This window comes from Methylobacterium sp. XJLW (assembly GCF_003254375.1).
GTDB lineage: Bacteria > Pseudomonadota > Alphaproteobacteria > Rhizobiales > Beijerinckiaceae > Methylobacterium > Methylobacterium fujisawaense.
On sequence record NZ_CP016429.1, the window covers coordinates 1090541 to 1110030 of the forward strand.

Here is a 19490-nt window from a genome sequence, read left to right on the forward strand (position 1 = left end):
TCTGAGGTTACATCCCGGTCCGATCATGGATGAATTCGGTGTCGGGCTTCGGAGAGTACGAACAGTCTTGTCGTCAGGGACGTTTCGACCTTGCCTCCTGGATCGCGCGACGGAGGATGCGCGACAGGTCAGCCACCGAGTACGGCTTGCGCAACAGATCGAAGCCGTGGGTACCCTCGGCCGCCAGCACGTCGCTGTAGCCTGAGGTCAGGACGACCGGAATGTCCGGTCGTCGCCGTCGGATCTCGCCCGCGAGCTCGACGCCGTTCATGCCTGGCATCATCACGTCCGAGAACACTACCTCGAACCGGAACGGGATGCGCTCGATCTCGGCCAGGGCCTTTTCCGCGTCGGTCGCCCAGACCGTCGAGAAGCCCAGTTCGCTTAGCGCTTGCTGGGCGAAGGCCCCGACATCGAAGTTGTCCTCGACGACAAGGACGCAGGTGCCATGGCCTTCCGCCAACGCCTCCGGCTCCACGTCGGGCACCGAGGCGGCGGCCGGGGCGACACGGGGAAGGTAAAGGGTGAAGGTCGTCCCGGCGCCCTTCCGGCTCTCGACGGTGATCTCGCCGCCGGACTGCTTGGCGAAGCCGAACACCTGGCTGAGGCCGAGACCCGTGCCCTGGCCGACGGTCTTCGTCGTGAAGAACGGCTCGAAGATGCGCTCCAGGTTCTCCGGCGCGATACCCGATCCCGTGTCGGAGATCGAGACCGCGATGAAGTCGCCGCGCTGGGCCGGGTGCGCCCGGACGGCGGGGATGCGGGTGGCGCGGCGAAGGCAGATGCGCAGGCGACCCTGGCCGTCCATCGCGTCCCGGGCATTCACGACCAGGTTCACCAGCGCGGTGTCGAACTGGCTCGGGTCGGCGTTGACGTAGAGATCCTGCGTCTGCGCGTCCGGCAGGTCGAGTTCGACATGGATGCGCGAGCCGGTGAGCGTGCCCACCATGTCGGAAACCGCCGCCACGGCCCGATTGGCCGCGAAGGTCTCCGGACGGAGCGCCTGCCGGCGGGCGAAGGCGAGGAGTTGCCCGGTGAGCTTGGCCGCCCTGTCGACCGTCTCGGAGATGGCACCGACGTAGCGGACCCGGCGCTCCTCGGCGAGGTTGGGCCGCTTGAGCAGGTCCGTCGACGACTTGATGACCGTCAGCAGGTTGTTGAAATCGTGCGCCACGCCCCCGGTCAACTGGCCGACCGCCTCCAGCTTCTGGGACTGGCGAAGCTGTTCCTCCAGCGCGCGGCGCTCGGTGACGTCGCGGCCGGCGGCATAGTAGTGGTCGCCCCTCGGGATGGCGTTCCAGGAGAGCCAGCGGTAGCCGCCGTCCTTCGTCCGGACCCGCACGTCGACGTCGTGCAGCGGGAGCCCGCTGCTGATCCTCTCGAAAGCCGCGGTGGCCTCCGCGTGGTCGTCGGGATGTACGAACGTATCGAAGCGCGCCCCGACGACTTCGGCGGCGTCCCATCCGAGCGTCTCGGTCCAGGCCGCGTTCGCCTTGCGGAAGATGCCGTCGAACCCGCAGATCACGAAGAGGTCGCGGCTGGCCCGCCAGACCATGTCGCGCTCGTCGGCCCGTTCCTGGGCGGTGGCCTCCAGATGGTTTTCGAGGCGTCGCCGGTCGGTGATGTCGTTGAACAGGATGGCGACCCTGTGCTGTTCGCGCTCGCCCACACGCAGCGCGTGGACGTCGAACCAACGCCCCATCGCGACCGCGCCGCTCTCGAACCGCACCGGTCGTCCCGTACGTGCGACCTCGCCGTAGGTGTCGAACCAGTGGCGTTCATGGGCCGGCGCGAGCTCGGTCATCCAGCGCCCGACGGCGTCGTGAAGGCCCGTCTGCGCCGCGAAGGCCGGGTTCACCTCGACGAAGCGGTAGTCGACCGCCCGGTCGTCGGCGTCGAACCGCATCTCGACGACGCAGAGGCCGCTGTCGACGGCATCGAACAGGGCCCGGTAGCGGGCCTCGCTCTCGGCGAGCACGCCCTCGGTGGTGCGGAACCGGGTGACGTCCAGCTGGCTCGCGAAGAAGTAGCGGAGCCGTCCCTCCGGATCGAAGACGGGGCTGACGTAGAGCTCGTTGCGGAAGGGCGTGCCGTCGCGGTGGTAGTTCAGGATCTCGACGACGACGTCCCGCCGGGCCGCGATGGCGTCCCGGACCTTGGCGATGTCGGCGGGGTCCGTGCCGGGCCCCTGCAAGAATCGGCAGTTCCTCCCGATCAGCTCGTCGGCGTCGTACCCGCACAGGTTCTGGAAGGCCCGATTGGCGAAGACGATGGGGTTGTCGGGCAGGTTGGGGTCGGTGATGATCTGCGGCATGCGGGTCTTCTCCGCCGCCGTGAACAGCAGGTCGGTGGAGGCCGCGGAGGTCCGCTGCCCCTGGCCCGGCCGGCGCAGGCCGTCGCCGAGTTGGGCCTCAAGCCTCGCCACGCGGTCTTCGAGCTCGCGCTCGCGCCGGCGCAGCCTTTCGTTCTCTTCGTCCATGGGGCCCCGCTTGCGGGCGTGAGTAGCTTTGCGACCGGCGTGGGACAACCACGAGCCGGACAACGCGTCGACACGGCGCAGGTCCGCCCGCGGGCACGGAATTTCCGGGCAGCCCTACGGAGTTCACCTCGCGCGGGACATCGCGGACCTCCGCGCGTTGTCGTCCGCTTCCACTCCCGGGAGCCGAACGTGGGGGGTCATGATGCAGTCCGATACGCCGAGGCCAGGGGACGACCCGTTGCCGCCCATCGGCGATCCGCCGCCGGACCCGGCACCGCCGGAAGGCGATCCGCCGGGCGAGCCTCCGGCGCCCCAGCCTCCCGGGCCGATCAACGGGCGTTAGGGGAGCCCGCCGGCGTCAGGGACCCGCGTCCCTGGTGGGGCGCAGGGGCACGACGTTCCCGGCCTCCGGTGGCGCCGCGGCACCCTTCAGGACGTCGGCGACCTTGCGGGCGAGCTGCTCGCGCTTGAACGGCTTGCCCACGAGGTGCACCCCGTCGTCGAGCCGGCCGTGGTGCACGATGCTGTTCTCCGTGTAGCCGGACATGAACAGCACCCGCACCTCCGGCCTCAGAGCCTGGACGCGCTCGGCGAGTTCGCGCCCGCGAACCTTGCCCGGCAGGACCACGTCCGTGAGCAGCAGGTCGACGGACGCCGCGTTGGCCCCGAACACCCGGAGCGCCTCCTCGCCATCGGCGGCCTCCATCACCCGGTAGCCGAGGTCGGAGAGGATCGCGCATGCGATCTCGCGCACCCCCGCCTCGTCCTCGACGACCAGCACCGTGGCCGAGCCGCGCGGCAACTCGACGGGCGCGCCGGTGAGCGGCGCGGCGGCGACGGCACCGACCGCCCGGGGCAGGTAGATCTTCACGGTCGTGCCCTCGCCTGGCTCCGAGTAGATCTTCACGTGTCCGCCCGACTGCTTGACGAAGCCGAACACCATGGCGAGACCGAGCCCGGTGCCCTTGCCGTCGGGCTTGGTCGTGAAGAACGGCTCGAACACGCGCCTGACGATGTCCGGGGTCATGCCGTGGCCGGTGTCCGAGACCGCCACCATGGCGTAGTCGCCGGGCGTGATCTCGGCGTTCTCCCGGGCGTAAGCCTCGTCGAGGACCTTGTTGCCGAGCTCGATGGTGAGCCGGCCGCCTCCAGGCATCGCGTCTCGGGCATTGAGGGCCAGGTTGAGGACCGCGCTCTCCAACTGGGCCGGGTCGGCCATGGCAGGCCATAGGCCCGCGGTCTCGACGTATCGCACCTCGATGTGCTCGCCGAGGGTGCGCCGCAGGAGGGGGACTAGGTCCGGCATCGTCGCGGCGAGGTCGACGGGTGCCGGGGCGAGCGGCTGCTTGCGGGCGAAGGCGAGGAGCTGGCCCGTCAGGGTCGCGCCGCGCTGGGCAGCCCAGGACGCGCGCTCGATCCGCAGCTGCAGCCTGGCGTCGCCGTCGAGCTTCGCCCGGACGAACTCCAGGTTCCCCAGGATGACCTGCAGCAGGTTGTTGAAATCGTGCGCGATGCCTCCGGTCAGTTGTCCGACCGCCTGCATCTTCTGGGCCTCGCGCAGCACGGCCTCGGCCTGGGCGCGCTTGGTCATGTCCGAGATGGTCAGGACGAAGCCGCCGTCCGGCATCGGCGTCCGGCGGATCTCAAGGTGATGCCCGTCCGCGCGCTCGCGCTCGTACGTGACCGCCTCGCGGGGATTCCGGCTGCCGTGGCGGACCTGGTCCTCGGTCTCCAGCGCGGGGCGGCCGGATTCGCCGGTGTGCTCGACGAAGGCGCCGTAGGCGGTGCCCGGCCGGAGCATGGCCTTCGGCAGGTCGAGCAGCACCTGGAAGCACTCGTTCCAGTTCGCGAGCTTGCGGTCGGGGCCGAACACCGCGACGCCCTGGCTGAGGCTGTCGATGGTGGTGCGTAGGCGCAGCGCCAGGGCCCGCTGCTCGGCCTCGGTCGCGTAGGAGCGCGACCATGCCTGGTTCAGGAGGCGGGCCGCCCAGAGCATCGTGAGGACGGCCAGTGCCGATCCGGCGATGACCATCCAGCGCACCCAGGCCGCCCGACCGTCGTTCTGCGCGAGGCGTTCGTCGAGCAAACGCTGCTCCTCGGCCAGCATGCCGTCGAGCATGGCCTCGGCTTCGCGCATGTGGTTGCGCCCGGTGTCGCCGTTGACGATGCGCAAGGCGTTCTCAAGCCCGCCGTCGCGGCGCGCCTGCAAGGTCTGGGCGAGTTCCTCAAGCTTCTGCTGGATGGCCGGTGCCAGGGCGCGGATGCGCTCCTGCTGCGTGGGGTTGTCGGCCGTGAGCTTCTGCAACTCGCCCTGGAGCAGGCCGAGCCGGTCGCGGGCGGCGTCGTAGGGCGCGAGGTACTCGTCGCGGCCGGTGAGGACGTAGCCGCGCTGGCCACGCTCGGCGTCGCGCAGGGCGATGGCGAGGTCCTTAATGGTGCTGAGGACCCGGTAGCTGTGCTGCGACCACTCCCGCGCCTCGCGCGAGGCTTTGAGGCGTTCCCAGGTCACCGCGCCGACCAAGGCGACGATGGCTATGAGGACACCGAGCACGAGGAGGTTGGCGCGCCTGACGAGGTACTGGGTCATGGGGTCCGTGACTGCGCCGGCAGAGCGGGGCCGCTTCTTGGGCGATGGCGACATGCGACCGTGGTCTGATGCCCGGGCCGCAGCATCGCCTACCGGCAAGTCCGTTACCACCGCCTAGGTCGCGATTGCGGGCTTTTGCGGGCGGGCCGACGGAGGGGGCGCACTTCGATGTGATGGGGACGGCCCAGGCCTGCGTCATCGTCCGCAGAAACCAGGCCCCGGCCCAGGCGTTGTCGGATGCAATCGATCAACCGGAGCCGTTATGCTGAACCCGTTCTACGCCGCGTTCCTCCTTGCCGTGGAGGCTCAGAAGGTCATCGAGTTGAGGCTCGTGCGGATCGCCTGGGGCGGCGCCGAGGGCCAGGCCGAGATGGTCTCGATGGTCGGCGAGAAGGTCGTGGCCGCGATGGAGGCCGCCAACACCCTCATGGCGGGCGGCAGCCAGGGCGACGTCATCGCGCGCTACCGGGAGCTCGTCGCGGACAACACCCACCGCCTGATGGCCTGAGCCGATTCTGTAGCCGACGGGGTGTAGGCTGTCATAAGCCGACATTGCGGGCGCACCTGCCTCGATTGCGCGACTTGACGAAGCAATTTCCAGACCCGCACACGTATCTTCCGTCTGTCCAAGGCCTTGTCCGCTTACGGGAGGCGCTCAGCCGCTCATGAACGACTGCGTTGGGTCGCTAGGATGCGGTTCGCTTTTCCGATTGGCCGTCTCCGAAGCAGTCATTCCGCTTACGGCCAAACCCAGTCGGCGGCTCTGCGCCCATTTCTGCCACTCAGCCGAACCGGGCAGCAACCTGAAAGCAGACGTTCTATCGGCAGCTGAGCGATGGCCTGGTTGTCGATGTATCCGACAATGCATCGCCGTAGGGAGGCTTCGCAGGTGCCTTCACGAATTAAGTTCCGAGGCACACAATCCCCCGGTGGACCTTTGACGACACCATCGTTGAGGTCAGCCTTGCCCTCGCGCCGTCACCAACGGCCTACGCCCCCTCGTGCCCCAAGCTAAGCTGATTTTGCTCAACTGCCGCGGAAGACCGCTATCGGGATGCGCCAACTCTGCCCTAGATGGCAGACATGGGTCGCGAGAAGTATGTTAGCTTTCTCGGCTAGCCTGCTACTCAGTGACTATTATACGTAAGTCGATACAAATGCGCTCTGATAACATTCTGACCAATTTCATCGTCTGTTTTTTAGGCATTCGAGCACACAGGAAAAGTAATTTCTATTTAATCGATAAAAATTATTCAACAAATTAGAATGTATATAACAACAATTTTTGACCTGCCGCGAATTGCTTAGGGCGCGCTTTATATGGTTTATCGCGCTGAATCAGATAATATGGTTTATCGCGCTGAATCAGATAATCTGATGGTGCCGATCAAATCAGAGAATTTGTCCGTTTCCTCTTCAGCATCTAGTTTCCCCCGTAATGGCCGTCGCTTCTAGCTCCTGCGAGGAAAGCTGCGGCCCCGAATGATTTCGGAGGAAACATGCTGGGTTCCCTTGGCGCGCAAGCGCTACGGCGTCGCCGTTAGGCCGCACCCATGCAGCCAAACTGGATCGTTCTCTCCCTGACCCTGGCCTACATGGCGGCGATGGGGCTGATCAGTTTCTCTGTGCGACGCCATGCGAGGAGCGCTGGAAGCTTTACCTCCGGCGGCACGCGCTATCCTGCATTCCTGATCGGCTTTCTGCTGATGTCGGAATTCATCGGGACCGCCACGAGCGTCGGCACGACACAGACGGCCTACAGGGTCGGCGTGTCGGCCGCCTGGAACGTCCTCGCCCTCGCCGTCGGTTTCGTTCTCTACGCCATTCTCCTGGCGCCCCGCTTCAAGGAACTCGGCGAGAACACGATCTCCGGGGCGTTGGCCAAGGCCTACGGTCGCCCGACCAAGCTCGCGACCTCGGTCATCATGATCTTCGCGCTCCAGATCGTCGCGGTCTCGACCTATGCGGGCGGCGGTACGATCCTGGCGGGCCTCCTCAACGTCGACCGGACCAGCGCCATCGTCATCACGGGTATCGTCGCGACGCTTTATGTCAGTGTCGGGGGGATGCGCTCGGTTATCTATACGAACGTCCTGCATGCCGTCGTGAAGTATCTTGGCATCCTCGCGGCCGTGGCCTTCGGATTGTCTCAGGTCGGCGGCTTCGCGAACCTGCGGGCCCACGTGCCCGAAGCGATGTTCGCGGTCGATACGGTCGGCTGGTCACAGATCTTCGCGTGGATGGTCGCCGGCATCGGCGCGGTCTTCTCGACGCAATACGTGATCCAGGCCATCAATACCGTGCAGGACGGGCGCACGGCGCGGCAGGCCAGCTTTTATTGTGCCTTCCTGCTCGTGCCGTTCGGCATCGGCGCTGCCCTGGTCGGCGTCTGCGCGGCGGCGCTGCTGCCGGGAATCCCCGCGATCCAGGCTTTGCCGGGCCTGATCGCCCGGATGGACGATCTTTTGGCCGCCATCGTGGTGGCGGGATTGGCGGGATCGCTGTTCGGCACGATCTCGGCCCTTAGCATCGGCGCTGCCACCCTACTGTTCAAGGATTTCTATCATCCCCGCCGTCGGAGCGAGGATGGGACGTCGTCCCTGCGGTTCGTCCGCAGCATGACGGTGCTCGTGGGCCTGATCCCGATTCCCCTGGCGATCTTCGCGCCGGATATCCTGAAGGTGACGTTCCTCGCGAAATCCCTGCGGGCGACCCTGGCGGTCTTGGTCATCTTTGCCTTCTACGCTCCGCGCTTCGGCACCCCGCGGGCCGCCGTCGTCAGCATCCTGGTTTCCCTCGTCCTGACGATCGGCTGGTTCCTCGCCGGCGATCCCTGGGGAATCGACAACGCCTATGTGGCCCTCGTCATTCCCCTAGCGGTGATGGGTACAGCCGAACTCCGGAAGAGGACCACGCTCCGGAACGAACAGGTTGCGGCGCCCTGACGGGACGGGTGTCCCGGCGGCGATCTAGCTGCCCCCCGCGGACCATGCTAAATAGTGCAGATGTCCGAGGCTCTTGAGATCGCTCATGGCACTTTCGGCCGCGTGGCGCTCCTCGACATGGACCGGAGCCTCGTCCGGCACGCGCATCCGCACTGCCATGTCCTGCTGAAGGTCGAGGGGGACGACACGCAGTTCCTCGTCGGCGACCGCGTCGTCGCGCTGACCGATGAACAGGCCGTGCTCGTCAATGCCTGGGAAACGCACGCTTACCTGCATGATCCGCGCCGCGCCAAGGCGATGATCCTGGCCCTCTATATCGAGCCGGACTGGCTGGGGGCCTTCCGGCGGAACTGGGCGGCGAGCGGCGCACCTGGCTTCTTCGGGCAACCGTCGGGTGGAGTGACGCCGACGATCCGCCGCCTCGCGCACGACCTCGCCGCCGAGATGGTCTACGCGCCGCATTCCTCGCACATCCAGGATCAGTTGCTGTCGGGCCTGATGATCGCGGTGATCGAGCGGTTCACCGCCTGGCGGGAGGCGGCGGAGTCGCTTCGCGCCGCCGCCCGGCGCAACGCCGGCGACTGGCGGATCCGGCGCACCATTGCCCGCGTGCGCGCCGAGCCCGGAGCCACCATGGGGATCGAGGCCCTGGCCCGTGAAGCGGGTCTCTCCCGGGCCCAGTTCTATCGCCTGTTCGAGCAATCCACCGGGGCCCCGCCCCATGTCTTCCTCAACGCGATCCGGATCGAGCAGGCCGTCGAAGCCATCGTGGGCAGCGACGAGCCTCTGGCGGTGATCGGCACACGGCTCGGCTTCGCCGCTCCCGCCCATTTCTCGCGGTTCTTTCGCGATCACGTCAGCGTGCCGCCGAGCATCTTTCGCAGCATCGTCCGGCGGAGCGGCCAGCCTGCCGTGTGAGTCGGAGGCCCCCTGGCCGCCGCGAAAATGAGACGTTTGGGTAAGTCGCGAGACGCCTCGGCATCGTGGCGCCCCCCTGGATCCGCCACTTTCTCCGCAACACGGACCCCATGGAGAGGTCCGGCGGAGGAAGCGGCTTGGGCATCGTGTCAACGAGCTATGTCGGACGGTCCGTGGAGCGCGTCGAGGACGCAGCCCTGCTCTCCGGGCTCGGGCGCTACATCGACGACCTCGGCATGCGGCCCGGCACGCTGCACGCGGCGATCCTGCGCTCGCCCCACGCCCATGCGGACATCCTTGGCTTCGATGTTCAGGCGGCCAAGGCGCTGCCCGGCGTCGCCGCCGTGGTCACGGGCCGGGACCTCGACGCCGTCACGACCGGCCTCGTCCCGGCCTTGCGGGCGGCCGTCGATGCCCGCGCCATCGCGGTGGACCGGGTGCGTTATGTCGGCGAGCCCGTCGCCATCGTCGTCGCCCGAGACCGCTACCTCGCGGAGGACGGCTGCGACCTGATTGAGGTGCAGTACCGGGTGCGCCCCGCGGTGGTCGATCCGCTGGCGGCCCTCGCCCCCGACAGCGAGATCCTGCACGAGGCCGTCGGCGCCAATTGCGTCAGCGACCGACGCTTCCGCTACGGCGATCCCGAGGCGGCCTTCGCGGAGAGCCCGCGCAGCCTGTCCGTGACCGTGCGCTACCCGCGCAACACCGGCTCGCCGATGGAGACCTACGGCGTCGTCGCCTCCTACGATCCCACCGACGATTCCTACGACGTGCTCGCGAACTTCCAGGGGCCATTCAGCATCCATGCAGTGGTGGCCCGGGCGCTCAAGGTGCCGGGCAACCGCCTGCGCCTGCGCACGCCCCCCGATTCCGGCGGCAGCTTCGGGGTCAAGCAGGGCGTCGCGCCCTACGCCGTCCTAATCGCCGCCACGGCGCGCCTCGTGGGCCAGCCGGTGAAGTGGATCGAGGACCGGCTGGAGCACCTCTCGGCCTCCGTCTCCGCTACCAACCGGGTCACGACGCTCCGCGCCGCCTTCGAGGCGGACGGGCGCGTCACCGCCCTCGATTGGGACCAGATCGAGGATTGTGGCGCCTACCTGCGGGCGCCCGAACCCGCCACGCTCTACCGGATGCACGGCAACCTTACCGGCGCATACGCCATCCGCAATGTCGCCGTGCGCAACCGGGTGGTGCTGACCAACAAGACGCCGACCGGCCTCGTGCGCGGCTTCGGCGGGCCGCAGGTCTACTATCCGCTCGAACGGCTGATGCAGCGCATCGCGCTGACGCTGGGCCTAGAACCCTTCGCGGTGATCCGCCGGAATCTGATTCCGGCCGACGCCTTTCCCTATCGCACCGCGACCGGCGCCCTCTACGATTCCGGCGATTACCAGCGCGCCCTCGACGAAGCCGCCCGGGACGGCGGGCTCGATGAGCTGAAGCGGCGGCGGGACGCCGCCCGCGCCGAGGGCCGCCTCTATGGGATCGGCCTCACGGCGGCGGTCGAGCCCAGCGTCTCCAACATGGGCTACATCACCACCGTGCTGACGGCACAGGAGCGCGCCAAGGCGGGACCGAAGAACGGCGCGCAATCGACGGCCACCATCACCCTCGATCCCGTCGGCTCGGTGACGGTGCAGGTCGCCTCGGTGCCGCAGGGCCAGGGACACCGGACGGTGCTGGCCCAGGTGGTGGCCGACGTGCTCGGCCTCCCGATGGAGCAGGTCCGCGTCACCGCCGACCTCGATACCGCCAAGGATGCGTGGTCGATCGCCTCCGGCAACTACGCGAGCCGCTTCGCCGCCGCCGTGGCGGGGGTCGCGCACCTCGCCGCCACCCGCCTGCGCGACAGGCTCGCGCGGATCGCGGCGGCGCAGCTGAACCTGCGCCCGGAGGATCTCGTCTTCGCGGGCGGGCGCATCGCCTCGCGGGTGAACCCGGATGCGGGTCTGCCCTTCGCGCGGGTCGCCGCCACGAGCCACTGGTCGCCCGGCCTCGTGCCCGAGGAGCTCGGCGCGGTGATCCGCGAGACGGTGTTCTGGACACCCCCGGAGCTGACGGCGCCGGACGCGGAGGACCACATCAACTCCTCCCTGTGCCACGGCTTCATCTTCGACATCTGCGGTTTGGAGATCGACCGGGTCACCGGCAAGATCGCCATCGACCGCTACGTCTCGATGCACGATTGCGGGCGCATCCTGCACCCCGGCATGGTCGAGGGGCAGGTGCGCGGCGGCTTCGCGCAGGCGCTCGGCGCGGCGGTCTACGAGGAACTCGCCTACGGCGACGACGGCGCCTTCCTGTCCGGCACCTTCGCTGACTACCTGCTGCCCACCGCGACCGAGGTGCCGGACCTGCGCATCCTGCACGTCGAGAGCCCGTCGCCCTTCACGCCGCTCGGCGCGAAGGGGGTCGGCGAGGGCAACTGCATGTCGACGCCGGTCTGCCTCGCCAACGCGGTGGCCGACGCCCTGGGCCTGGAAGCCATCGACCTGCCCCTGACGCCCGCCAAGCTCGCTGCCCTCGCGGCGGGCGGGGAGGAACGAGCGCCCCCCGCCGGCCACTCTGCCCCGAAGCCCGCCACGAAGACGGGCGACCGCACCTTGCGTGGGGAGGGCTCGGCCACCGTCACGGCTCCGCCGGAGACGGTCTGGGCGATGCTCCTCGACCCGGACGTGCTCGCCTCCGTCATCCCCGGTTCGCACGGGGTGCGGAAGCTCTCCGGCACACGGTTCCAGGCCGACGTCACGCTCGGCGTCGGCCCGGTGAAGGGCCGCTACAAGGCCGAGGTGATCCTCTCCGACCTCGACGAGCCCCGGGCGGTGACGCTCACCGGCACGGTGACGGGCGGCCTCGGCAGCGGTGGCGGCACCGGCCGCCTGACCCTGGAGCCCGACGGCACGGGGGGCACGCGGATCGCCTACGTCTACGAGGCGGCGGTGGGCGGCAAGGTCGCGGCGGTGGGCGGACGTCTCCTCGACGGGGCCGCGCGGGTGATCATCGGCGGGTTCTTCACCGCCCTCGCCCGGCGGGCGGGAGGCTCCGCCGGCCCGTCCTCCCGGCTTCCGGCTTTCCTGCGCCGCCTGCTTGCCCGCCTCGGAGTCCCGGCATGAAGCCCGCTCCCTTCGACTACCTCCGCGCCGCATCCCTGGACGACGCCCTCGAAGCCTTGCGCCAGCACGGCCCCGAGGCGCGGATCATCGCGGGCGGCCAGTCCCTGATGCCGATGCTCAACATGCGGCTGACGAAGCCCGCCGTCCTCGTCGACGTGATGCGCATCCCCGCCCTCAAAGAGCCCCGTCTCGACAAGGGGGCTCTCGTCATCCCGGCGGGCGTGCGGCAGGCCATCCTCCTCGACCGGCCGGGTCTCGCGAGGGATCTGCCGCTGCTGGCCGCCGCCCTGCCGTGGGTCGGGCACATCCAGACCCGGGCGCGTGGGACGCTGTGCGGCTCCGTCGCCCATGCCGACCCGAGCGCGGAAATCCCCCTCTGCCTCGTGGCGCTGCAGGGCGAGATTCACCTGCGCAGCCGCCGAAAAGTCCGGCGCGTGGCGGCCGAGGACTTCTTCACCGGCATGATGGTCACCGACCGGGCCGACGACGAGATGATCGAGGCCATCGCCTATCCCCTGCGCCGGGAGGGCACCGGCACGGCCTTCGCCGAGGTGGGGCGTCGGCACGGCGACTACGCCATCGTCGCCTGCGCCGCCGTGGTGGACGGCACCCGGATGCGGCTCGCGGTCGGCGGCGTCGCCGACCGGCCCACCGCCCGCGACTTCCCCCACCTCGACGGGTCGGCGCTCGACGATGCCCTCAACGCCTTCGCTTGGGACCTCGGCGCGGGGGACGATCTCCACGGCACCGCCCGCTACCGCCGCGAGCTCGTGCGCAGCCTCGGCCGCCGGGTGCTGGAACAGGCCGTCAAGGTCGCCCGCGGCGACACCCATCAGGAGGCCGTGCCATGCCACAGCTAGACGCGAAGGGCCGTCACACGGTGGCCTTTACCCTCAACGGGCGCGAGACCACGGTCGAGGTCGAGACCCGCACCCTGCTGACCGACGCCCTGCGCCACGGGCTCGGGGCCACGGGCACGCATGTCGGCTGCGAGCACGGCGTCTGCGGCGCCTGCACGGTGTCCATCGACGGGGTGCCCGCCCGGGCCTGCCTGACGCTCGCCGTGGGGGTCGAGGGCTGCGCCGTGCGGACCGTCGAGGGTCTGGCTCCGGAGCCCGGCCGCCTCGGGGTGCTGCAGGCGGCGTTCCGGCGGCGGCACGCCCTGCAATGCGGCTTCTGCACCGCCGGCATCCTGATGTCGCTCGACGCCTATCTCGCCTTCCGGCCGAACCCCTCGCGCCGGGAGATCACGGAAGTGATCGGCGGCCATCTCTGCCGCTGCACCGGCTACGCGCCGATCATCGAGGCCGCCCTGGAGGCGGCTGCGGAACTCAGGGGCGACATCCCGGCCCCGTCATCCCCGGAGGCCGCCCATGCTTGATCTCGGCACCAGCTTCCTTGCGAGCGTCTCCCGCGATCCCCGCGCCCTGGCCCTCGTCGATGGGGAGACCCGGCTGACCTACGCGGAGTGGTTCGGGGTCATCTCCGCAACCGTGGCCGGGCTCGACCGGCTCGGGCTGAAGCCCGGCGACCACCTCGTCACGGTCCTCCAGAACCGGCACGAGGCGGCGACCCTCCACTGGGCCTGCCAGTTCGCGGGCATCGTGATCACGCCGATCAACTGGCGGGCCAAGGCCGAGGAGATCGATTACGCGGTCGAGAACGCGCAGGCCCGCGCCATCGCCTACGAACCGGTCTCGGCCGGGAGCCTGCGAGACAGCGCGGCGTCGCAGCGAATCCCGCGCATCGCCGTCGGCACGCCACCCGGCCCCGGCGAGACGGCCTTCGCCGACCTCGCCGCCAGCGAGGGGCCTCCGGTGACGCCCCGGGCCGACGCGGAGGCGATCTCGCTGATGCTCTACACCTCCGGCACCACCGCCAAGCCCAAGGGGGTCCCGCGGCGACACCGGGCGGAGCGCGCGGCGGCCGTGGCCCATGTGGCGCAAAACCTCTACGGGCGCGGCGAGCGCACCCTCGGCGTGATGCCGCTCTATCACACGATGGGGGTGCGCTCGCTCCTCGCCATGTCGCTGATCGGCGGGACCTTCGTCTGCCTCCCCCGGTTCGACGTGGCCGGCGCGCTGCGGCTGATCGCGGCCGAGCGGATCACCAACCTCTACCTCGTGCCGACCCTCTATCACGACCTCGTGCACCATCGGGATTTCCCGGCGACCGACACGACCTCCGTGCGCAAGCTCGGCTTCGCCGGAGCGCCGATGACGGACGGCCTGCTCGCCCGCCTGACCGAGGCGTTCCGGCCGGACCTGTTCGTCAATCATTACGGCTCGTCGGAGGTCTACACCTTTACGATCAACCACGAGGCGGCGGTGAAACCCGGTTCGGCCGGGCGGGCGGGCCTCAACACGATGGTGCGCGTCGTACCCATGGGGGGCGACCCAGGCCGAACCGCCGCGCCGGGCGAGGAGGGCGAGATCGCCGTCATCGCCAAGGGCGACGAAGCCTTCGAGGGCTACTGGCATCGCCCCGAAGCCGACGCGAAGGCCTTTCGTGATGGCTGGTACTTCACCGGCGATACCGGCTTCGCCGACGCCGATGGCGACCTCTACGTCACCGGCCGGGTGGACGACATGATCATCACCGGGGGCGAGAACGTTTCGCCCGTCGAGATCGAGAGCCGCCTCTCCTTGCATCCGGCCGTGTCCGAAGTCGCCGTTGTGGGCCTGCCCGACGAGCGCTGGGGCCGGATCGTCGCGGCCTTCATCAAGCGGAGCGGCAGCACCGACGAAGCGGCGCTCGATGCCCATTGCCGGGCGGGCGGCCTGCCGAGCCACAAGCTGCCGCGCCGGTACGTCTTCGTGGACGAGATCCCGAAATCGCCGGTCGGCAAGCTGCTGCGCCGCCAGCTCGTAGCGGGCGAGTACGTGCCCGAAGGTACGACCGAGCCCCATGCCGAAGGCCACGAGGCCGCCTGACGGTCCCGCCCCCTCCCCGAATTTCCAGCGAGAGCCCAACCCATGACGAGTGACACCCCCACCATCGACCCGCGCATGACGAACCTCGACGGCTTCCGCGTCGAGATCGACGTGGAGCGCGAGCGCGCCGACGTGATCCTGGCGCGGCCGCCGATGAACGTCATCGCGATGCCCCAGCGCGATGAGATCCGCAAGGTCTTCGAGGCGCTGGACGAGGATCCCCGCGTGCGGGTCATCGTCCTGCGGGCGGAGGGCGAGCACTTCTCGTCGGGGGGCTACATCAAGGGCTTCCTCGACGCCTCTCCCGAGCACGTTTCGAAGCTCGCCTGGAACATGGCGGCGCCGGCCCGCTGCTCGAAGCCCGTCATCGCCGCCAACCGGGGCTACACGTTCGGTGTCGGCTTCGAGATCTCGCTGGCCTGCGATTTCCGCATCGTCTCCGAGACCTGCCGCTACGCGCTTCCCGAACAGAAGCTCGGCCAGATTCCCGGCTCCGGCGGCTCGGCCCGGCTCCAGAAGATCGTCGGCATCACCCGGACCAAGGATATCGTGATGCGCTCCAAGCGCATCCCCGGGCGGCAGGCCCTCGACTGGGGCATCGCCACCGAATGCGTACCCGATGCGGACCTGGAGAAGGCCACCGACGCCCTCGTGGAGGAACTGCGCGCCTTCTCGCCCATCGCCCAGCGCACCGCCAAGAAGCTCCTCAACGACACCGAGGACGCGAGCCTGTCCATCGCCATCGAGCTCGAAGGACACTGCTACAGCCGCCTTCGTCAGGCCGACGACTTCCGCGAGGGCGTCGAGGCGTTCCACGCCAAGCGCGCGCCGCGCTTCACCGGCTCATAGTCCGGCCGCGCCGGGGGGGCTGCCGAGCGGTTCCCCCCATCCTGTGACGCCTACCGCACCGCTTCGATCCCGCCCAGGCGGGAAACGACGGCGCACGCCCGAATGGCTCCCGCCCAGACCCAGAGCCCGAACCGGCCCCCCCGCGGCAACGACCGCATCCCCCGGAGGAAATCTATGCAGACCGCCGCCACCTTCGCATCCGATCCCCCCGCCCTCGCCAAACCCACAGGCCGGCAGACGGTGACCGCCGCCATGGCCTCGCTGTTCGGCTGGGGGCTCGATCTCTTCGACCTGTTCATCCTGCTTTACGTCGCGCCGGTCGTTGGCACGTTGTTCTTCCCGGCGGACAAGCCGATGCTGTCGCTGGCCGGCGCCTATGCGTCCTTCGCGGTCACGCTGCTGATCCGGCCCCTCGGCTCGGCCCTGTTCGGCTCCTATGCGGACCGCTTCGGCCGCCGTCGCGCCCTCATGGTGGCGGTGGTCGGCGTCGGCATATCGACCGCGGTCTTCGGTCTCCTGCCGACGGTCGGCCAGATCGGATGGCTCGCGACTGCGGTCTTCCTTTTCTTCCGCCTCGTCCAGGGCATCTTCGTCGGCGGCGTCGTCGCGGCATCCCACACGATCGGTACGGAATCCGTGCCGGAGCGGTGGCGGGGGCTGATGTCCGGGGCGGTCGGCGGTGGCGGCTCGGCCATCGGCGGCCTGCTTGCCTCCCTGGTCTTCTATGTCGTCTCGCTCATGGCGCCGGGAGAAGCCTTCGCCGACTGGGGCTGGCGGCTGATGTTCTTCTCGGGTCTCCTGACCTCGGTGATCGGCCTGATCCTCTTCCGCAATCTCGAGGAATCCCCGATCTTCAAGGATCTCCAGGCCCGGAAGGCGGCGCTCCGGGCAGGCGCTCCGGCGGAGGCCTCGCCGATCCGCTCCCTGTTCTCACCGTCCAACCGGGGAAGCTTCGCGGTCGCGACTCTCATCTCCTTCGGTGGTGGCGCAGCCTACTACCTTACGTCCGGCTACCTGCCGACCCTCCTCAAGCTCGTGAACGGCGTGCCGAACGCCACCGCCTCGATGATCCTGATCGGCGCCAACGTCGCGGCGGCGATCGGCGCCTGCGGCATGGGCGAACTGAGCCAGCATATCGGGCGCAAACGGTCGTTCCTTCTGATGGGCGTCATCCGCCTGCTCGCTTTTCCCGCCCTGTTCCTGACCATGGCGAACACGACGAGCCTCGTTGGGGTCGCGGCCTGCGCCTTCCTGCTGGCGCTCATCGCCAACGCCAGCTACGGGCCGCTGCTGATCTTCCTCAACGAAAAATTCCCGACGGCGGTGCGGGCCACGGGGACGGGCCTGACCTGGAACATCGGCTTCGCCCTCGGCGGCATGCTGCCGACGCTCGTCTCCCTTGTCGCCGACGGGCCGACGCAGATTCCGATGGTGCTGGCCGTCATCACGACCGGCGTCACCCTGGTCTATCTTGTCGGTGCCTTCCTGACCGACGAGACGCAGGGCAATCTCGACCGGGCCTGACGATACGGTTCTGCGCGGGCGGAGGCCTCCCATGACGAGTGATCCCCTCTGGACCTTCGCCTGCGCATTCTATGGCCGGCCCGGCGTCGCCGCGGCCTGCCTCGCCCTCCAGGACGAGGGCGGCGCCGATGTGCCCCTGCTCCTGTACCTGATCTGGTGCGGGAGGACCGGACGAAGGCTGGACGCCTCGGCGCTCGCCGGAGCGGAAGCCCGGATTGGCCCCTGGCGCGGACAGGTGATTATTCCCTTACGGGCGATCCGCCGGGCGATGCGGTCTGACCTCATGCCGGGCCAGGGGACGGAGGCGCTCCGGGAGCGGATCAAGCTCGCGGAGATCGAGGCGGAGCGCCTCACCCTCGCGGCTCTCTTCGAGGCCGCGCCGGTCCCAGATATGCCGGTGAGTTCGGGCGGCGAGGCGCTGGTCCTCTATGCCGCCCATCTCGGCCGGACCTGGCCGGAGGCACCGCTGCGGGTTCTCGCGACGGCGCTGGAGGGCTGAGCGCCGGTCAGCCTTCTCCGCTCCGCCAACGCCGGACGCCGGGTGCATCGATGTCGAACAGGTCGAGAACCCGCCCGATCGTATGGTCCACCATTTCGGCGAGGCTCTCCGGACGCGCGTAGAAGGCCGGAACCGGAGGGGCGATGATCGCCCCCATTTCCGAGAGCGCCGTCATGGTGCGGAGGTGGCCGGTGTGGAGGGGAGTCTCCCGCACCATCAGGACGAGGCGGCGGCGCTCCTTCAGGGTCACGTCGGCGGCCCGCGTCAGCAGGCCGGATGTGACGCCGGTCGCGATCTCGGCCTGGCTCCGCATGGAGCAGGGAGCCACGACCATGCCGCGGGTCCGGAAGGAGCCGGAGGCGATTGAGGCGCCGATGTCCCCCTGGGCGTAGGTCTTGGCGGCCAGGGCGCGGACGTCGGCGACCTTGAGGTCGGTCTCATGGGCCAGCGTCACCTCGGCCGAGCGCGACATCACGAGATGGGCCGGGATCGCGAGGTCGCGCAGGATTTCCAGGAGACGGATCCCATAGATCACCCCCGAAGCACCCGAGATGCCGACCACGAGGGGCAGCGGTGTCATCGTTCCTCCCGGCCGCAACGGGCGCGGCGACCTTGCCGGTGACAGTATCGGGGTGTGCTCGCCCGTGTCGAATAACGTCGGCTGATCGCTGCCATCAGTCCGGGGGGCTCAACCGGTGATGATATGGGCCTGGAGTGCGGCCGCCGCCGCGTTCAACTCCTCCTCAAGGATACCGATGAGGAGCTGCGCCGCGTAACTGAGCGGTTTCTGCGGATGGTGGATGATCACCAATTCGCGGGCGATGCGCGGCGCGACGATGCGGTAGGCCTTGAGGGACCCGTCGGCGAGCTGTCGGCTGACGGCGATGCTCGGCAGCACAGTGAAACGCGTCGAGCGCGCCACAAAGTCCGCGATCGCGGGGGGCAGGTCGAGTTCGAGCTTTGGGCACAGGGTCACGTCCGCGGCGGCGACACGGCGGTCGAGTTCGACGCGCAGGCCGTGTCGGGTCGAAGGCAGGATCAGGTCGAGGGCGGCGAGGTCCGCCATCCGGATGGGCAGGGGCAACGGCAACGGTGTGTCGCGCCCGCCGACCACGACCATTTCCTCGTCGAGGAGGGGGGCCATGACGAGGCCGAGGCGTCGGGCCGGCCGGTTGATCACAGCGAGGTCAAGGGCGCCGGTGCCGACGCCCTCGATGAAGGTGCTGCTGTAGCCATCGGCCAGCGATAGCTCGACCTCTGGGTAGGCCGCCGCGAAGCGAGCGAGGACGCTGGGGATCACGCTCATCGACAGGGACGACAGGATGCCCGCCGTGACGCGGCCCGACACTGTTTGGGACAGGCGCGCCATGGCCGCCCGGGCGTCGGCGACATCCCGCTGGATCGGGTGGACCAGCCGGTGCAGCGTCCGGCCGGCGGCTGTCGGCACCATGGCCTTCGGCTGGCGGTCGAACAGGCGCTGGCCGAGTTCCCGTTCCAGCTTGGCGATCTGCATGCTGAGCGCGGGCTGGACGACGTTCATCCGCTGCGCGGCGCGGGTGACGCTGCCCTCCTCGAACAGGGCGACGAAGTAGGAGATCTGACGGAGATCCATACACGGGACCCAGGCGACACGAGCAACGCGC

General features: G+C 69.1%; 14 protein-coding genes. 10 read left to right on the forward strand and 4 right to left on the reverse strand.

Annotated features, from left to right (window positions below; genetic code table 11):
* Positions 1-73 precede the first annotated feature (73 nt).
* On the reverse strand, positions 74-2479 hold the full coding sequence (locus A3862_RS05080; RefSeq protein WP_111473376.1) for a hybrid sensor histidine kinase/response regulator: 2406 nt from the start codon (positions 2477-2479) through the stop codon (positions 74-76).
* Positions 2480-2837: 358 nt separating this feature from the next.
* The gene (locus A3862_RS05085) at positions 2838-5066 is read right to left on the reverse strand and encodes a CHASE3 domain-containing protein (protein ID WP_111473377.1); all 2229 of its coding nucleotides are present in this window, start codon (positions 5064-5066) and stop codon (positions 2838-2840) included.
* A gap of 262 nt (positions 5067-5328) precedes the next feature.
* On the opposite strand from A3862_RS05085, the gene A3862_RS05090 reads away from it, so the two are divergent.
* From A3862_RS05090 to A3862_RS05135, 10 genes are all read left to right on the forward strand, one after another.
* Positions 5329-5574, forward strand: a complete 246-nt coding sequence (locus tag A3862_RS05090; RefSeq protein WP_111473378.1) for a hypothetical protein — start codon at positions 5329-5331, stop codon at positions 5572-5574.
* Positions 5575-6619: 1045 nt separating this feature from the next.
* The gene (locus A3862_RS05095; protein WP_111473379.1) at positions 6620-8011 is read left to right on the forward strand and encodes a sodium:solute symporter family protein; all 1392 of its coding nucleotides are present in this window, start codon (positions 6620-6622) and stop codon (positions 8009-8011) included.
* Positions 8012-8071: 60 nt separating this feature from the next.
* Positions 8072-8929: a helix-turn-helix domain-containing protein gene (locus A3862_RS05100; RefSeq protein ID WP_075381713.1), complete on the forward strand. Its 858-nt coding sequence runs from the start codon at positions 8072-8074 to the stop codon at positions 8927-8929.
* Positions 8930-9039: 110 nt separating this feature from the next.
* Complete coding sequence (locus A3862_RS05105) at positions 9040-12042, forward strand: xanthine dehydrogenase family protein molybdopterin-binding subunit (protein ID WP_111473380.1); 3003 nt, start codon at positions 9040-9042, stop codon at positions 12040-12042.
* The gene (locus A3862_RS05110) at positions 12039-12902 is read left to right on the forward strand and encodes an FAD binding domain-containing protein (RefSeq protein WP_111473381.1); all 864 of its coding nucleotides are present in this window, start codon (positions 12039-12041) and stop codon (positions 12900-12902) included. Before A3862_RS05105 ends, A3862_RS05110 begins: the two co-directional genes overlap by 4 nt.
* On the forward strand, positions 12890-13423 hold the full coding sequence (locus A3862_RS05115; RefSeq protein WP_012321639.1) for a (2Fe-2S)-binding protein: 534 nt from the start codon (positions 12890-12892) through the stop codon (positions 13421-13423). The genes A3862_RS05110 and A3862_RS05115 overlap by 13 nt, the downstream gene beginning before the upstream one ends.
* Complete coding sequence (locus A3862_RS05120; RefSeq protein ID WP_111473382.1) at positions 13416-14975, forward strand: AMP-binding protein; 1560 nt, start codon at positions 13416-13418, stop codon at positions 14973-14975. The genes A3862_RS05115 and A3862_RS05120 overlap by 8 nt, the downstream gene beginning before the upstream one ends.
* A 42-nt stretch (positions 14976-15017) precedes the next feature.
* Positions 15018-15824 carry an enoyl-CoA hydratase/isomerase family protein gene (locus A3862_RS05125; protein ID WP_043758534.1) on the forward strand — a complete coding sequence of 269 codons (807 nt, stop codon included), beginning with the start codon at positions 15018-15020 and terminating at the stop codon, positions 15822-15824.
* Between the two features lie 174 nt (positions 15825-15998).
* Positions 15999-17348: an MFS transporter gene (locus A3862_RS05130; RefSeq protein WP_111473383.1), complete on the forward strand. Its 1350-nt coding sequence runs from the start codon at positions 15999-16001 to the stop codon at positions 17346-17348.
* A gap of 31 nt (positions 17349-17379) precedes the next feature.
* Positions 17380-17847: a TIGR02444 family protein gene (locus A3862_RS05135; protein WP_111473384.1), complete on the forward strand. Its 468-nt coding sequence runs from the start codon at positions 17380-17382 to the stop codon at positions 17845-17847.
* Between the two features lie 7 nt (positions 17848-17854).
* Here A3862_RS05135 and A3862_RS05140 read toward each other — a convergent pair whose 3' ends face one another.
* Together A3862_RS05140 and A3862_RS05145 are read right to left on the reverse strand one after the other, a co-directional pair.
* Positions 17855-18427: a UbiX family flavin prenyltransferase gene (locus A3862_RS05140; RefSeq protein ID WP_012321644.1), complete on the reverse strand. Its 573-nt coding sequence runs from the start codon at positions 18425-18427 to the stop codon at positions 17855-17857.
* A gap of 108 nt (positions 18428-18535) precedes the next feature.
* Positions 18536-19459 carry a LysR family transcriptional regulator gene (locus A3862_RS05145; protein ID WP_111473385.1) on the reverse strand — a complete coding sequence of 308 codons (924 nt, stop codon included), beginning with the start codon at positions 19457-19459 and terminating at the stop codon, positions 18536-18538.
* Between the last annotated feature and the right edge of the window lie 31 nt (positions 19460-19490).

What these genes read in the sequence shown, in the direction of transcription:
- A3862_RS05080 (WP_111473376.1), bottom strand. Translation starts at nt 2,479, where the DNA reads ATGGACGAAGAGAACGAAAGGCTGCGCCGGCGCGAGCGCGAGCTCGAA.
- A3862_RS05085 (WP_111473377.1), bottom strand. Translation starts at nt 5,066, where the DNA reads ATGACCCAGTACCTCGTCAGGCGCGCCAACCTCCTCGTGCTCGGTGTC.
- A3862_RS05090 (WP_111473378.1), top strand. Translation starts at nt 5,329, where the DNA reads ATGCTGAACCCGTTCTACGCCGCGTTCCTCCTTGCCGTGGAGGCTCAG.
- A3862_RS05095 (WP_111473379.1), top strand. Translation starts at nt 6,620, where the DNA reads ATGCAGCCAAACTGGATCGTTCTCTCCCTGACCCTGGCCTACATGGCG.
- A3862_RS05100 (WP_075381713.1), top strand. Translation starts at nt 8,072, where the DNA reads ATGTCCGAGGCTCTTGAGATCGCTCATGGCACTTTCGGCCGCGTGGCG.
- A3862_RS05105 (WP_111473380.1), top strand. Translation starts at nt 9,040, where the DNA reads ATGGAGAGGTCCGGCGGAGGAAGCGGCTTGGGCATCGTGTCAACGAGC.
- A3862_RS05110 (WP_111473381.1), top strand. Translation starts at nt 12,039, where the DNA reads ATGAAGCCCGCTCCCTTCGACTACCTCCGCGCCGCATCCCTGGACGAC.
- A3862_RS05115 (WP_012321639.1), top strand. Translation starts at nt 12,890, where the DNA reads ATGCCACAGCTAGACGCGAAGGGCCGTCACACGGTGGCCTTTACCCTC.
- A3862_RS05120 (WP_111473382.1), top strand. Translation starts at nt 13,416, where the DNA reads ATGCTTGATCTCGGCACCAGCTTCCTTGCGAGCGTCTCCCGCGATCCC.
- A3862_RS05125 (WP_043758534.1), top strand. Translation starts at nt 15,018, where the DNA reads ATGACGAGTGACACCCCCACCATCGACCCGCGCATGACGAACCTCGAC.
- A3862_RS05130 (WP_111473383.1), top strand. Translation starts at nt 15,999, where the DNA reads ATGCAGACCGCCGCCACCTTCGCATCCGATCCCCCCGCCCTCGCCAAA.
- A3862_RS05135 (WP_111473384.1), top strand. Translation starts at nt 17,380, where the DNA reads ATGACGAGTGATCCCCTCTGGACCTTCGCCTGCGCATTCTATGGCCGG.
- A3862_RS05140 (WP_012321644.1), bottom strand. Translation starts at nt 18,427, where the DNA reads ATGACACCGCTGCCCCTCGTGGTCGGCATCTCGGGTGCTTCGGGGGTG.
- A3862_RS05145 (WP_111473385.1), bottom strand. Translation starts at nt 19,459, where the DNA reads ATGGATCTCCGTCAGATCTCCTACTTCGTCGCCCTGTTCGAGGAGGGC.